At 69.4% G+C, this 14,024-nt stretch carries 14 protein-coding genes; 7 read left to right on the forward strand and 7 right to left on the reverse strand.

The window, feature by feature from the left end:
* Positions 1-25 precede the first annotated feature (25 nt).
* Positions 26-835: a hypothetical protein gene (locus Q8O26_RS05515; protein WP_305574290.1), complete on the forward strand. Its 810-nt coding sequence runs from the start codon at positions 26-28 to the stop codon at positions 833-835.
* On the opposite strand, the gene Q8O26_RS05520 is transcribed toward Q8O26_RS05515, so the two are convergent.
* Positions 836-1,927, reverse strand: coding sequence for a ring-opening amidohydrolase (locus tag Q8O26_RS05520; RefSeq protein WP_305574291.1), 1,092 nt, complete (start codon positions 1,925-1,927; stop codon positions 836-838).
* Positions 1,928-2,080: 153 nt separating this feature from the next.
* On the opposite strand from Q8O26_RS05520, the gene rpmB reads away from it, so the two are divergent.
* From rpmB to ppa, 4 genes are all read left to right on the forward strand, one after another.
* Complete coding sequence (rpmB, locus tag Q8O26_RS05525) at positions 2,081-2,371, forward strand: 50S ribosomal protein L28 (RefSeq protein WP_305574293.1); 291 nt, start codon at positions 2,081-2,083, stop codon at positions 2,369-2,371.
* Positions 2,372-2,528: 157 nt separating this feature from the next.
* Positions 2,529-3,545: a TIM44-like domain-containing protein gene (locus Q8O26_RS05530; RefSeq protein WP_305574295.1), complete on the forward strand. Its 1,017-nt coding sequence runs from the start codon at positions 2,529-2,531 to the stop codon at positions 3,543-3,545.
* 172 nt (positions 3,546-3,717) lie between these two features.
* A complete protein-coding gene (locus Q8O26_RS05535) occupies positions 3,718-4,227 on the forward strand; it encodes a GNAT family N-acetyltransferase (RefSeq protein ID WP_305574297.1) in 510 nt (169 codons plus the stop codon).
* Between the two features lie 96 nt (positions 4,228-4,323).
* Positions 4,324-4,863, forward strand: a complete 540-nt coding sequence (ppa, locus tag Q8O26_RS05540; RefSeq protein WP_305574299.1) for an inorganic diphosphatase — start codon at positions 4,324-4,326, stop codon at positions 4,861-4,863.
* A 58-nt stretch (positions 4,864-4,921) separates the two neighbouring features.
* Here the strand turns inward: ppa and Q8O26_RS05545 are convergent, their stop codons facing one another.
* The 3 genes from Q8O26_RS05545 to Q8O26_RS05555 all read right to left on the reverse strand — a co-directional run bounded on the left by Q8O26_RS05545 (position 4,922) and on the right by Q8O26_RS05555 (position 6,895).
* Positions 4,922-5,305 carry a response regulator gene (locus Q8O26_RS05545; RefSeq protein ID WP_305574300.1) on the reverse strand — a complete coding sequence of 128 codons (384 nt, stop codon included), beginning with the start codon at positions 5,303-5,305 and terminating at the stop codon, positions 4,922-4,924.
* 5 nt (positions 5,306-5,310) lie between these two features.
* On the reverse strand, positions 5,311-5,841 hold the full coding sequence (gene hpt / locus Q8O26_RS05550) for a hypoxanthine phosphoribosyltransferase (protein ID WP_305574302.1): 531 nt from the start codon (positions 5,839-5,841) through the stop codon (positions 5,311-5,313).
* Positions 5,842-5,950: 109 nt separating this feature from the next.
* On the reverse strand, positions 5,951-6,895 hold the full coding sequence (locus Q8O26_RS05555) for an MJ0042-type zinc finger domain-containing protein (protein WP_305574304.1): 945 nt from the start codon (positions 6,893-6,895) through the stop codon (positions 5,951-5,953).
* Positions 6,896-7,025: 130 nt separating this feature from the next.
* Here Q8O26_RS05555 and ftsE point away from each other — a divergent pair, with 130 nt between their 5' ends.
* Both ftsE and Q8O26_RS05565 read left to right on the forward strand, forming a co-directional pair.
* Positions 7,026-7,712, forward strand: coding sequence for a cell division ATP-binding protein FtsE (ftsE, locus tag Q8O26_RS05560; RefSeq protein WP_305574306.1), 687 nt, complete (start codon positions 7,026-7,028; stop codon positions 7,710-7,712).
* Entirely contained in the window at positions 7,709-8,692 is a 984-nt protein-coding gene (locus Q8O26_RS05565) for an ABC transporter permease (protein ID WP_305574308.1), read from the forward strand. The genes ftsE and Q8O26_RS05565 overlap by 4 nt, the downstream gene beginning before the upstream one ends.
* A gap of 9 nt (positions 8,693-8,701) precedes the next feature.
* On the opposite strand, the gene Q8O26_RS05570 is transcribed toward Q8O26_RS05565, so the two are convergent.
* From Q8O26_RS05570 to Q8O26_RS05580, 3 genes are all read right to left on the reverse strand, one after another.
* Complete coding sequence (locus Q8O26_RS05570) at positions 8,702-9,637, reverse strand: outer-membrane lipoprotein carrier protein LolA (RefSeq protein ID WP_305574310.1); 936 nt, start codon at positions 9,635-9,637, stop codon at positions 8,702-8,704.
* Entirely contained in the window at positions 9,634-12,318 is a 2,685-nt protein-coding gene (locus Q8O26_RS05575) for a DNA translocase FtsK (protein WP_305574312.1), read from the reverse strand. Before Q8O26_RS05575 ends, Q8O26_RS05570 begins: the two co-directional genes overlap by 4 nt.
* A gap of 244 nt (positions 12,319-12,562) precedes the next feature.
* Positions 12,563-14,017: an ammonium transporter gene (locus tag Q8O26_RS05580; protein ID WP_305574314.1), complete on the reverse strand. Its 1,455-nt coding sequence runs from the start codon at positions 14,015-14,017 to the stop codon at positions 12,563-12,565.
* Positions 14,018-14,024: the final 7 nt, after the last annotated feature.

Genomic DNA, 14,024 nt, shown 5'->3' on the forward strand with positions numbered 1-14,024 from the left:
GCGACAGCCGAACCGGGTCCAAGCCATGCTGCCCCCCATCGTCCTCGACAGCGTCACCCACCTCTCCGCCGATGCGCGCGGGCGGATCGCCGTCTGTGCTTCCCACGGCGCGGTCTACGCTGCCTGGTACGGGGCGAAGAAGGGGGTCTCCGCCCTCATCCTCAACGATGCCGGCATCGGCCGGGAACAGGCGGGCATTTCCGGCCTCGCCTGGCTCGATGGCCTCGGCGTGCCCGGCGCGACCGTCTCGCATCACTCCGCCCGCATCGGCTGGGGCGCGGACATGCCTGAACGCGGGGTCCTGTCCTTCGTCAACGCCGCCGCGGCGAGCCTCGGCCTCAGACGCGGCATGAGCTGCGCCGAGGCGCTCGAACGGCTCGGCCGCGCCGACCTGGCGCCATCACCTGCACCCGCCGCGCTCGACGAGGCCCGCCATGAGATCACCGAGGCCGGAGGCAGGGGTATCCGCGTCTTCGTGCTCGATTCCAATGGCCTCGTCGGCAGCGAGGATGCCGGCCACATCGTCGTCACCGCCTCCCATGGCGGCCTGCTCGCCGGCAGGCCGGAGACGGCGGTGAAGTCCGCCGTCCGGGCGGCCGTCTATGTCGACGCCGACCGCGGCCTCGACGATGCCGGCATCTCGCGCCTGCCCGCGCTGGAAGCGCGCGGCATCGCCGGCGCGATGGTCTCCGTCTTCTCCGCCCGGATCGGCGACGGCCTCTCGGTCTGGAACGACGGCTATGTCAGTGCCGTCAACGGCATCGCCGAACGCCGTGGCGGCGCCGTTGGCCAGTCGACGCAGGATTTCGTCGCCGCGATGGTCGCCGCCGCCTGATCAGCCACGTTCCGCGATGACGGCCACCGGCCCGCCGCCGGGCGGCCCCTGATGCTCGGCACCGCCTGAAACATAGAGATCCGTGCGGCCGACGAGGCCGGCGAGCGCCCCCGCCACGAAGGCGCGCGCATGGCGCGTCGAGGAGATGTCGGAATCGTCCAGCATGGTGTGACGCGCACCACGCACCGCCCCGTCCGGCGAGGCCTCCGCCTTGGCGAGCAGCGCCACGAGCCGGGCGCGGGCCGCAGGTCCGAGCTGGCCGCCGGCGCCGAGACCGAGCCGGGCCAGCGCCGCCCGCACCGGCTCGACGTCGATGGCATCCGCCATTACGGCATGGTCGATCGCCAGCGGTCCGGACCAGGCCGCCGACATGCCGAGCACGACGATCTCGTGGCCGAGGATCTCGACCCCCGCCGAGGCGCTGGCGCGGCCGGAGAAAAGCGCGAGGTCTCGCCCGATCGTCGCGTCGGCGAGCGCGTCGGCCGGGATCTCCCCCAGCGCCACCGCCACCCCGAGCGAGGAGGCGCCGCGTGACAGGCCCATCGACTTCAGCGTGTCGCGGACGGCGACGGTGGCGCCCCGCGCCTCGGCCTCGCCGATGCGCTGGGCGGTGAGCAACGGGCACTTCACCTGGACGAAATGGACGTCGCAGGGATCATCGAGGCCGGCCTGCCGCATGGCCGCCCTGACGCCCGCGGCGACGTCGTCGACCTGGCCCATGCGGCCGAGGTGCTCGGGCGGCAGCGCCGCCGTATGGACCCGGCCGATGGCGAGCGCCGGGCCGGGGGCGCCCTCGCCCTCGAGCCGCTCGAAAATGGTCCAGTGCGGCGCCATCGCGCCTTCCGTGCCGCCCGACATCACATAGCAGACGGAGGCGGCGCGCTCCGCCCCGACATGGCGGGCGAGGGCCAGGGTCAGCGACTGGGTGGCGAAGCCGCGGGTGAAGTCGTTGACGCAGCCGTTGCCCTCGGTCTTGCCGAAGATCGCGAGAATTCCGGCAGGGTCGAGCCGGCCGGCGGCGATCGCCGCCTCGAGGCCGGAGACGTCGTCGGGTGCTTGCGCGATGATGCGGTGGACACGGGCGATGGGCATGCGGCAGGATCCTTTTCGACGTGATGGCGTTCGGCATCGCCGGTTTTGCTTGACAGGCCCGGGTCCTGTCACTATGCCGTCGCGTCTCCGAACCGGACCATTTTGTCCAGCGGCCGGCCGACGCCGTCGCATTTTACCTTTGGGATCCGACAGATGTCGCGTCGTTGTGAACTCACCGGCAAGGGTGTTCAGGTTGGCCATCGGGTCAGCCATTCGAACATCAAGACGAAGCACCGCTTCCTGCCGAACTTGCAGAATATCTCGTTTTCGTCCGACCTGCTCGGTCAGACGGTGTCGCTGCGCGTTTCGACCCACGCCCTGCGCTCGGTCGACCACAATGGCGGGCTCGACGCCTTCCTGCAGAAGGCGAGCGCCGAGGACCTGTCGCCGAAGGCGCGGCAGCTGAAGTCGGCCATCGCCAAGAAGCGCGTCGAAGCCGCCTGATCGCGTTTCGGGCTGAGATCTGTGTGAACCGGCGAGGGGAAACCATCGCCGGTTTTCACTTTGCCGCTGCGGCATTGTCTCGCGGCGACAGGGTTCCCATATCCTGCTATCGTCTTTGCAGCGGCGGCGAACACGCCGTGCCATTCGTGGGGAAACCATGTCGACCAAGACCCTTTTCAGGTCCAAGACTCTCATTCGCGCCTTCGCCGTCGCCGGCGTCGCCATCATGCTTGGCGGTGTCGTGGCAGAGGCAGCACCCCGCAGTGGCGGCAGCCGCGGTGCGCGCACCGCTGCGCCTCCGCCGACCACCAACACCGCACCGACGACCGCGGCTCCCCTGCAGCGCACGACCGCGCCGACCCCGGCACCCGGCATGCAGCAGCCCGGCATGGCGGCCCGCCCCGGCGCGGCCGCTCCGGCTGCAGCCCAGGGCTCGCGCTTCGGTGGCCTCGGTATGGGTCTCGCCGCCGGCTTCCTCGGCGCCGGCCTGTTCGGCCTGCTCTCCGGCCAGGGCTTCCTCGGCGGCCTCGGCTCGCTGATGGGCATGCTCGGCTTCCTCTTCCAGTTCGCGCTGATCGCCGGCGTCATCTACCTCGTCGTCCGCCTCGTGCGCGGCCGCCGCCAGAACAACGGCGAGCAGCAGCCGGCCATGGCCCGCTCAGCCTCCGGCCCGGGCGCCGCTCCCGGCAACGAGCCGATGGGCATGCCGCAGAACCGCGTCATCCCCGGCATGGCCGGTGGCTCGGTGGCGGCTCCCGCCGGCCCGTCCGACACGATCGGTGTCACCCCGCAGGACTTCGACGCCTTCGAGCGCCTGCTGGCCCATGTCAACGAGGCTTACTCGCGTGAGGACATGAACGGCCTGCGCGCCATGGCGACCCCGGAAATGGTCGGCTATTTCGCCGACGACATGAAGGAAGCCGCCTCCAAGGGTCTCGTGAACCGCATCTCCGATGTCCGGCTGCTGCAGGGCGACCTTTCGGAAGCCTGGCGCGAGCAGGACGGCGACTATGCGACGGTCGCGATGCGCTTCTCCCGCACCGACCTGACGATCGAGCGGGCCTCCGGTCGCGTCGTCAGCGGCAATCCGCAGGGCGACGAAGCCGTGGAACTGTGGACGTTCCGTCGCCCCCACGGCGGTGCCTGGCAGCTCTCGGCGATCCAGCAGGCCTGATCGCCCGCACCCTGGTCGAAACATGCAAGCCCCGGCCTGTGCGCCGGGGCTTTTGCATGGGTAGGTCGCGGACGGCGCGGCCTGTTGATATTAACCTTTTGTCCATACCTGTTGATGAAGTCTTAACGAAACCGTTGCGGTGCACCCGCTCTCGTGTTTCCATCCGAGGGCGATGAAGACTTTCACAACAGAAATCCGCCTGGCGCGGAAATCCGACGCCCCGATCGTGGCAGAGGTCCATGACGAGGCCTGGCGTGCCGCTTATCGCGGCCTGATCCCCGGCGCCGAGCTGGAAAAGCTCATCGCCAAGCGGGGCCCCGGCTGGTGGGACGCGGCCATCCGCAAGGGCAACCGCATCGCCCTTCTCGGCTTTGGCGACGAAGTGGCCGGCTATGCCAATTACGGCCGCAACCGCGCCAAGGCCCTGACCTACGAGGGCGAGATCTACGAGCTCTATCTGCGGCCGAAATTCATCGGCATCGGCCTCGGCCGCCGCCTGTTCGAATCGGCGCGCAAGGACCTCGAGGCGCACGGCCTGGACAGTCTGGTGATCTGGGCCCTGAGCGACAACGACGCCGCCATGCGGTTCTACCGCAGCCTCGGCGGCAAGCCGATCGCAAGGTCCTCCGAGACCTTCGGCGACCGCGCCCTGGACAAGACCGCCTTCGGCTGGACAGCCTGAACTCATCTCCCGTGCGGGCGATTTTGCAGTGCGGCACTTGCGGCCGGGGCCCTGTTGCGGCTAACCAAGCGCCACATTTGTCCGGAGACAGAACCGATGCGTATCGACGCCATTTCGATTGGCAAGAACCCGCCCGACGAGGTCAATGTCATCGTCGAGGTTCCGGTGGGCGGCGAGCCGATCAAGTATGAGATGGACAAGGACGCCGGCACGCTGGTGGTCGACCGCTTCCTCTACACGTCGATGCGCTATCCCGGGAATTACGGCTTCATCCCGCATACGCTGTCGGAAGACGGCGACCCCTGCGACGTCCTGATCGCCAACCAGCGCGGCATCGTGCCGGGTGCGGTCGTCGCCTGCCGCCCCGTCGGCGTGCTGAAGATGGAAGACGAGGCCGGCGGCGACGAGAAGATCGTCGCGGTTCCCGTGCCCCGGCTCACCCGCCGCTACGAGAACGTCCACGACATCAGGGACCTGCCCGAGATCACGCTGAAGCAGATCGAGCACTTTTTCTCCCACTACAAGGATCTGGAATCCTCGAAATGGGTGAAGGTCATCGGCTGGGGCGATGCGAGCGAGGCCCGCCGCCTGATCATCGAGGCCATCGACCGCGCGAAGAAGGCCAAGGGCGCCTGACAAGCGGCGCCTGAAACAGACCCAAGGCAAGCCGATTGAACGGCGTCGCCGGGCCGCCTCAGGCCGGGCGCGTCGGACCGGCAGCGAGAGCCTCTGTCACCTTGGCGCGGATGTCGGCGAGGCTGAAGGGCTTGGTCACCACGTCGTGGACGAGCGCTTCCAGCCCGTGCGCCCGCTCACGCTGGTCGGCATAACCGGTCATCAGGAGGATGACGAGATCGGGAAACTGCGGCGCCGCCGCCAGAGCCAGCGCGATCCCGTCCATCAGCGGCATCCGGATGTCGGTCAGCAGCAGGTCGAAGCCGCCTTTCTCGCGCTCCAGGACGGCGAGTGCCTCGGCGCCATCCTCGGCCTCGGTGACGCTGTGGCCGTCGATCATCAGGGCACGGCAGACGAAGGCGCGCACCGGCGCGTCGTCCTCGGCGACGAGAATGCGGGCCACTCCCGTCAGTCCCCGATCACGCCGACGAAGGGCAATTGCCGCCATGCATGGGCGACGTCCATCCCATAGCCGACGACGAAGACGTCGGGGCAGGTGAAGCCGACATGGTCGGCGACGAGATGCACCGCCCGCTTGCCCGGCTTCTCGAGAAGCACGCAGATGCGCACCGACCGCGCGCCGCGCGCCATCAGGAGGTCCTTGGCATAGGTCAGGGTGCGGCCGCTTTCGAGGATGTCGTCGACCAGCAGGATGTCGCGTCCCTCGACCGGGCTCTCGACATCGTGCAGCACATTGACCTGGCCGGTGGAGACCGTGCCGTCGAGATAGGACGACAGCGACATGAACTCCACCTCGGGCGCCATGCCGGCGGCGTCCATCGAGCGGATCAGGTCGGCGGCGAAAACGAAGCTGCCCTTCAGCACGGCGACCACCAGGAGCCGTTCAGGCCTGGTGCCGGCAATCTCCTGGACCAGGGCCTTGTTGCGCTCGGCAATGGCCTCGGCGGAGAACAGAACGCGGATGTTGTCTCGGTTCATCGATCGGACTCCGACGGTTCCCGTCGCGCGAGACCCGTTCGTCGAGGTGTACTCCGCCATGCGTCCGCCGTCACCACGTATCAGCTTTCCGCAGTTCGCCCTCCGGCGTTTACCGGCCGGCGGCGTCCAGACGGGTGAAGAACCGCACCTCGACGCTTGCGCCATCGGGCGGCGGCGAGGCGAGGCGCGACCGGAAAGGCGAACTGCCACCTGGCCCGAGACGGGCGGTCGGCGGCGTCGCGGTCCAGGTGTAGATCTCCTTGCCGCCGGCATCGCGGACGGCGAGGCGCAGCCGGGGCAGATCCACGCTCTGCCCGGAAATATTGACCAGCTGGCCTTCGACGACGAGGACCACGACGCCGTCGACGATCTCGTTGGCGCCCTTCACGTCGCGGAACTCGACGCCGCGCAGGTTCACCGGCAGCCCGATGCTCTCGTAGACCCCGGCGGAATCGGGAACGGTGCGCACCACATGTTCCCGGCCGAACAGCAGGCTGGCGAGAATGGCCGAGCCCACGAGCAGGATGAACATCGGCGGCGACACCCGGATCGACTGGCCCCTCGGTCGGGTGAAGGTCGGGCGCAGACGCCGGCGGGTCGGCTCCGGCGTCGATGAGCCTCGTCCGCCGCTGCGCACCGGCGGCTCGTCGTCTGGATTCCTCGCGCGGGCGGGAAGCGCCGGAACCTCGCTGTCGGGCTGCAGCGAGGGCGATGCGGCCTGCGGCATCGCGGTCTCGGCGAAAAGATCGGCGTCGGTATTACCGGCGTCCCGGTTGCCGCCGTTATCGTCGCCTTTGCCGTCGCCTTTGCTCTCGGCCTCTTCGGCGAAGGCCGCGCCCCAGTCGGCATCGTCGTCGACCTGGTCCTGCGGCGCGCTCGCGGCCCCTGCCGCAGCCGCCCCGGCGGGCGCCATCGCGGGTTCCTCGATCGCGCTCTCCGGCGTCGCCAGCCACACGGTCCGGCACTGGGCGCAGCGAACCTGCCGGCCGGCATCACCGAGGACGGATTTCGTGACCTTGAAGGCCGTCGCGCAGGAGGGGCAGACGATCAGCATGGGTTGGGTGCCTTGGGACGGTTGTCCCTCCACACCACCTTTACCCAGCGTGGTTAATTGGCGGTTAAGTCGCCGGCCGTGGCATGATCATGCGGGCCGAATCGCCGGCCGACAGAGGGAAGACGACGCCTTGGTCCGGTTCGAGAATGTCGGTTTGCGCTACGGGCTGGGTCCCGAAGTGCTGAAGGACCTCTCCTTCGGCATCGAACCGCATTCGTTCCAGTTCCTCACCGGCCCGTCCGGGGCCGGCAAGACGAGCCTCCTGAAGCTGCTTTTCCTGTCGCTGCGCGCGACGCGCGGCATCGTCACCGTCTTCGACCACGACACCTCGCGCCTCTCCAAGGACGAACTGTCGGTCCTGCGTCGCCGCATCGGCATCGTGTTCCAGGATTTCCGGCTGCTGGACCATCTGACGACCTACGAGAACGTCGCGCTGCCGCTGCGCGTCCTCGGCAAGGACGAGGCGAGCTACCGCTCCGAAGTCGTCGACCTCCTCGAATGGGTCGGCCTCGGCGAGCGCATCGACGCCTATCCGCCTATCCTGTCGGGCGGCGAGAAGCAGCGGGCGGCGATCGCCCGTGCCGTCATCGTGCGACCTGAGATGCTGCTGGCCGACGAGCCGACGGGCAATGTCGATCCGCCGCTGGCCAAGCGGTTGCTGCGGCTCTTCGTCGAGCTCAACCGCACCGGTACGGCCGTGCTCATCGCCACCCACGACCTGTCGCTGCTGGAACAGGTGGAGGCGCGCCAGCTCGTCATCCGCGACGGCAGCCTGACGATCAGCGACCCCCATCACATGGAGGCGGGCGGGTGGTGACCGGAACCCGCCGCAGCGCGTCCCTGCGCCACTGGCTGGCGAGCCGTGAGCAGGACCCGGAGACGGGCAGGGCCGCGTCGCGCCCGCGTGGGGCCTCCCTCGTGCCGCCGTCATCCATCGCCGGCCGGGCCCTCGCCGTCATCATCGCCATCATGACCTTCCTCGGTTCGCTCACCGTGGGCAGCGTCGACCTCGTCCGCACCGCCGCGGCGGACTGGACGTCCTCCATCGTCCGGGAGGCGACGATCCAGGTCCGGCCGGTCGCCGGGCGGGACCTGATCGCCGACGTGGCGCGCGCCACCGAGATCGCCGTGCGCTTCCCCGGCGTCGCCGATGTCTCGCCCTACACCGCCGAGGAGACGCGCCGCATGCTGGAGCCCTGGCTCGGCACCGGCCTCGGCGCGGAGGATCTGCCGATCCCGCGGCTGATCGTCGTCAAGCTCGCGGATGATCGCCGCACCGACATGGAGGCCTTCCGGCGGGTGCTGACCGCCGAGGTTCCCTCCGCCAGCCTCGACGACCACCGCCAGTGGTTCGACCGCCTCAGGGCGATGGCGCGGGCGGTGATCGTCGTCGGCCTCGTCATCGTCGCGCTGATGATCGCCGCGACGGGCCTGTCCGTCGTCTTCGCCACCCGCGCAGCGGTCGAGACAAACCGGCCCGTGGTCGAGGTGCTGCATTTCGTCGGCGCCCGCGACGCCTTCATCGCCGGGGAGTTCCAGCGACATTTCCTGTGGCTGGCGCTGAAGGGCAGCCTCGCCGGCGGGCTCGCGGCGCTCGGCGCCATCATGCTGTCCGGCTTCATCGCCGCGCGCTGGCGGGCGACCGCCGGCGGCGACCAGATCGAGGCGCTGTTCGGATCCTTCGCCCTCGGGCCGACCGGCTATGCCGCCATCGCCCTGCTCGTCGTGCTGGTCACGGCGGTCGCCGCCCTTACCTGCCGCTGGACGGTGGTGAGGACGCTCGGCGCCATCGACTGAGCCGCCGCGTCATTCCAGCAGGCGCTGGTAGTTGATGCGGAAGAGCCGCTGGTCCGGCCGGGTGCGCGGATCGAGATTGTGCAGCGCCACCGAAGTCTCGTAGCCCTGGGCGTCGTAGACCGTCCATTGGCGCAGCGTCATGTCGGCGGCGTTGAACAGGACCATCAGCCGGTTGGTGCCGCCGAGCGCCTGACGCTCCTCCAGCATGACGATGACATATTCCGGGTCGCGCGTGACCGAAGTGACGTTGGCGTCGCGCAGGATGTCGACCCGGTCCGACAGGAGAAAGCGCAGCGGCGTCTGCGACAGCGGGTAGATGTCCTGCGTGTTGAGCCGGCGGTCGCGCACCGCCACCGACTGGCCGTCGGCGATGACCTCCACCGGGCTCGGCGGGTTGTACTGGAAGCGGATCTTGCCGGGCTTGTCGAGATAGAGCCGGCCGGTGGTGCGGCGGCCGTCGGGGCCGACCTGGACGAAATCGCCCTGCATGAACCGGATGCCGTTGAAATAGGCGTTGACCTGCTGGGCAATGTCGCGGGAATCCGCGTCGACGCCGCGGGCGGCGCGCGGCGCGGGGCGGCGCACCGGCGGCGACAGGGGAGCGCTGCCGGCAGGGACTGCCGCAGCGGCCGCTGGCGGGGCGGGCGACGCGGAGGGGGCGCCACGCGGCGGCGCAGAGCCTCCGGGACCGATCTGAAGCGGCGCACCCTGCTGGGCGAGGATGAACGGTCGCTCGCTTGCCGCAGCCGGCATGGCGGCGACCGCCAGGGCGATGCCGAGCACCGCTGACAGCGCCGTCCGCCGCGACACCGCGAGGTTCGGCCGGCGATGGTTCGCGCAGGGCGTGGCGGTCATCGTCTGTCCTCGGAGCGGCTCGGTCATCGGGATCATGGTGAAGGGCAGATAGGTAGCCGGTGGGGCGATTTCGAGGCGGGAGCCCGTCAATCCGCTGCCTCCGGCATCAGGATCTCGCGCTTTCCCGCATGGTTGGCCGGGCCGACCAGGCCCTCGCGCTCCATCCGCTCGATGAGCGAGGCGGCGCGGTTGTAGCCGATCTGCAGGCGGCGCTGGATATAGGAGGTGGAGGCCTTCTTGTCGCGGAGCACGACCTGAACGGCCTTGTCGTAGAGGTCGGCCGGCTCCTCGCCGAAGGCGCCCTTGTCGAAGACGGCGCCGTCGTCGCCATCGCCTTCCACGCCGTCGTCGTCGTCGGTGGTGACGGCGTCGAGATAGTCGGGCGAGCCCTGCATCTTCAGGTGACCGACGATGCGCTCCACCTCCTCGTCGGAGACGAAGGGGCCGTGGACGCGGCTGATGCGCCCGCCACCGGCCATGTAGAGCATGTCGCCGCGGCCGAGGAGCTGTTCGGCCCCCTGCTCGCCGAGAATGGTGCGGCTATCGATCTTCGACGTCACCTGGAAGGAGATGCGGGTCGGGAAGTTCGCCTTGATCGTGCCGGTGATGACGTCGACCGAGGGGCGCTGCGTCGCCATGATCAGGTGAATGCCGGCGGCACGGGCCATCTGCGCGAGGCGCTGGATGGCGCCCTCGATATCCTTGCCGGCCACCATCATCAGGTCGGCCATCTCGTCGACGATGACGACGATGTAGGGGATGGGTTCGAGGCCCATTTCCTCCTGCTCGTAGATGGCCTCGCCGGTCTCGCGGTCAAAGCCGGTCTGCACCGTGCGGGTCAGCACCTCGCCCTTGGCCTTGGCCTGTGCCATCCGGGCGTTGAAGCCGTCGATGTTGCGGACGCCGAGCTTCGACATCTTCTTGTAGCGCTCCTCCATCTCGCGGACCGCCCATTTCAGCGCCACCACCGCCTTCTTCGGATCGGTGACGACGGGGGTCAGCAGATGGGGAATGCCGTCATAGATGGAGAGTTCCAGCATCTTCGGATCGACCATGATCAACCGGCACTGGTCCGGCCGGAGCCGGTAGAGCAGCGACAGGATCATGGTGTTGATGGCGACCGACTTGCCCGAGCCGGTGGTGCCGGCGACGAGCAGATGCGGCATTTTCGCAAGGTCGGCGATGACCGGATCGCCGCCGATTGTCTTGCCGAGCGCGATCGGCAGCTTCTCCTTGGCGGTGATGAAGTCCTGGCTCGCCAGCATCTCGCGCAGGAGCACGTTCTCGCGCTTGGCGTTCGGCAGCTCGATCCCGATGGCGTTGCGTCCGGCGACCAGGGCGACGCGCGCCGAGATCGCCGACATCGAGCGGGCGATGTCGTCGGCGAGGCCGATGACGCGGTTGGAGCGCGTGCCGGGGGCCGGTTCCAGTTCGTAGAGCGTGACGACCGGGCCGGGACGCACGTTGATGATCTCGCCGCGGACGCCGAAATCGTCGAGCACGGAGGCGAGCGTCGTGGCGTTGTCCTGCAGGACCTCCATCGACATGGAGGCGTCACGTTCGGAGGGCTTGGGTTCGGTCAGGAGATCGAGCGGCGGCAGCTCGTAGGTGTGATCGGCACCGTCCGGTGGCGGGAGCGGCAGTTTCTGCTGGATCGCGGCGGGGCGCGGCGCGGGGGCTGGCGCATGGATGCGCGGGCCGGCGACGGGCTTCGGCGTCACGCCCGAGGGCAGCGGCATGTCGTCGTCGGGCTCGTGGGCCGGTGCGATGCGCGGAGCTTCCATCGCCACAGGCTCCTCGGGAACGGGCCGCTCGGACAGCGGGGCGTGGTAGGTGCGCGGCTGACGGTCAGGTGCGGCGGCCTCGATGACGGGTTCGCGGCGGACGCCGGAGGTCTTCCGCGCCACGGGCATGCCGTCGTCGTCCGGTTCGGTGAAGAAGGCCTTGGCGCGGGCGGTGAGCCCCGGACCGGCGGGAGCCGCGGCTTCGGCCGGCGGCGCACCGGCCGCGGCGCGGGCGGTCTGCGGCGCCTCCGCCACCATGCGGGCGAGGCGGGCCTTGGTCGACAGCACGCCATGGGCGACGGCGCCCACCGCGCTCGACACCATGCCGCCGACGACGCCGGGCTCATGGTCGTCGTCCGCCGGACGCCGCGCCTTGGGCGCGATACGCTCGATCTCCTCCTCCGGCGTCTCGGCCTCAGGCCGCAGCACCAGTCCGATGGCGGCGGCGAACAGGAAGAGACCGACGAGGCCGGTCACCGCCAGCGCCACGATCCGCGACAGGCCGGTCATGCGGCCGAAGACGGCGGAGATGACGGTCAGCCCGCCGTCGCCGATCACGCCGCCGATGCCGGTCGGCAGCGGCCAGCCGGACGGGGAGGGCAGCAGCGAGGCGCCGACCGCCAGGATCATCGCCGCGCCGATGCCCAGCGGCACGCGCAGGCCCTCGCGGTCGAAGGGGCGGGCGCGCAGCATCAGCCAGCCCCAGACGGCGGCGATCGCCAGGAGCACGACGGCGGCGAGGCCGAAGAGCTGCATCAGGAGGTCGGCGAGGATCGCCCCCGGCCGCCCGATCCAGTTCTTCACCGGCGCATTGGTTGCGTGGCTCAGCGAGGGATCACCGGCGGTCCAGGTCAGCATGGCGACGGCGGCGACCAGCACGGCCACCAGGATGCCGAGACCTGCGAGCCGGCGCAGCTGGCGCCGCATGGCGCCGCCCAGACCGTCGGGAACCAGCGAAGGTCCGGTGTGCCGGCGCACCACTGCCATCGTCATTCCATCCCATGCGAGCGAGGACCCGCGGCGGGACGGCCCTGCGGCGCGCCCTCCCCGGCAGGCCCTCCGGTTCAGGAGCGAACCTTAGCGAGGCAACGGTTGACGTGGGATTAACCATCGCCGGGCGTCGACGACCGCCGGTCGTCGGGCACTCAGGTGTCGGCCCGCGCCAATCGCCAACAAAAACCCCGGCGCATTGCTGCGCCGGGGGAGTGTGAAGCCTGAAGGAGGGCAGGCGTCAGAGGTTGTAGGCGCGCTCGCCGTGCTCGGCGAGGTCGAGACCCTCGCGCTCACGGTCCGCCGTCACCCGCAGGCCGATGATCACATCGACGATCTTGAAGATGATGAAGGAGCCGATTCCGGACCAGACGATGGTGAAGAGCACGCCCTTCGTCTGCGCCCACATCGCCGTCCCGAACTCGTAGGCGCCGGCAACGAGTTCGCCCGGCTTCGATTCGTAGTCGGGGATGCCGGCGCCGCCGAGGGCGGTGTTCACCAGGACGCCCGTGGCGAGGGCGCCGATGATGCCGCCGACGCAGTGGATGCCGAAGACGTCCAGCGTGTCGTCGTAACCGAAGGCGTTCTTCACCGTCGAGCAGAAGATGAAGCAGACGCCACCGGAGACGAGGCCGAGGACGATGGCACCCATCGGACCGGCGAAGCCTGCCGCCGGCGTCACCGCGACGAGGCCGGCAATGGCGCCCGAGACGGCACCGAGCAGCGACGGCTTGCCCTTGGCGGCCCATTCGACGAAGAGCCAGGACAGGGTCGCGGCACCGGTCGCGACATAGGTGTTGATCGCCGCCATGGCGGCGGTGCCGTTGGCCTCGAGGTTGGAGCCGGCATTGAACCCGAACCAGCCGACCCAGAGCAGGGCGCCGCCGATGAGCGTCATGACCAGCGAGTGGGGAGGCATCAGTTCCTTGCCGTAGCCGATGCGCTTGCCGATCACGAGGCAGCCGACGAGACCGGCAATGCCCGCATTGATGTGGACGACGGTGCCACCGGCAAAGTCGAGGGCGCCCCACGAGAAGAGGAGACCCGCATCAGCCTTGACCTCGGCGAGCTTCGCCTCGGCCGCAGCCTTGGCCGCCGCGTCGGAACCGGCGGCAGCGACCGCCTTGACGGCATCGGCGATGGCGTCGGGGCCGGCCCAGTACCAGACCATGTGGGCCATCGGGAAATAGATGAAGGTGACCCAGAGCACGGTGAAGAGCAGCAGCGCCGAGAACTTCACGCGCTCGGCGAAGGCGCCGACGATGAGGGCCGGCGTGATGCAGGCGAAGGTCATCTGGAACAGGATAAAGGCATATTCCGGAATGACGACGCCGTTGGAGAAGGTCGGGACGTTCTTGGTGGCGTCGACGCCCATCAGGAAGGCCTTGGAGAAGCCGCCGACGAAGGCGTTCAGCCCGCCGCCCGAGGTGAAGGACAGCGAGTAGCCGTAGATGACGTAGATGATCGACACGACCGCGACGATCACGAAGACCTGCGTCAGCACCGACAGCATGTTCTTGGCACGGACCAGGCCGCCGTAGAAAAGCGCCAGGCCGGGGATGACCATCAGCAGGACCAGGTAGGCGGAGAAGAGGACGAAGGCGGTGTCGCCCGCGGTCGGCTTCGGCGGGGTTGCGGCCGGCGCCTGCGCGAGGGCGGGCTCGGCGAGGGCCGCGGCGAAGCCCGCCAGCGCCAGCGCGCCG

The organism is Phreatobacter sp. (assembly GCF_030691135.1).
Lineage (GTDB): Bacteria > Pseudomonadota > Alphaproteobacteria > Rhizobiales > Phreatobacteraceae > Phreatobacter.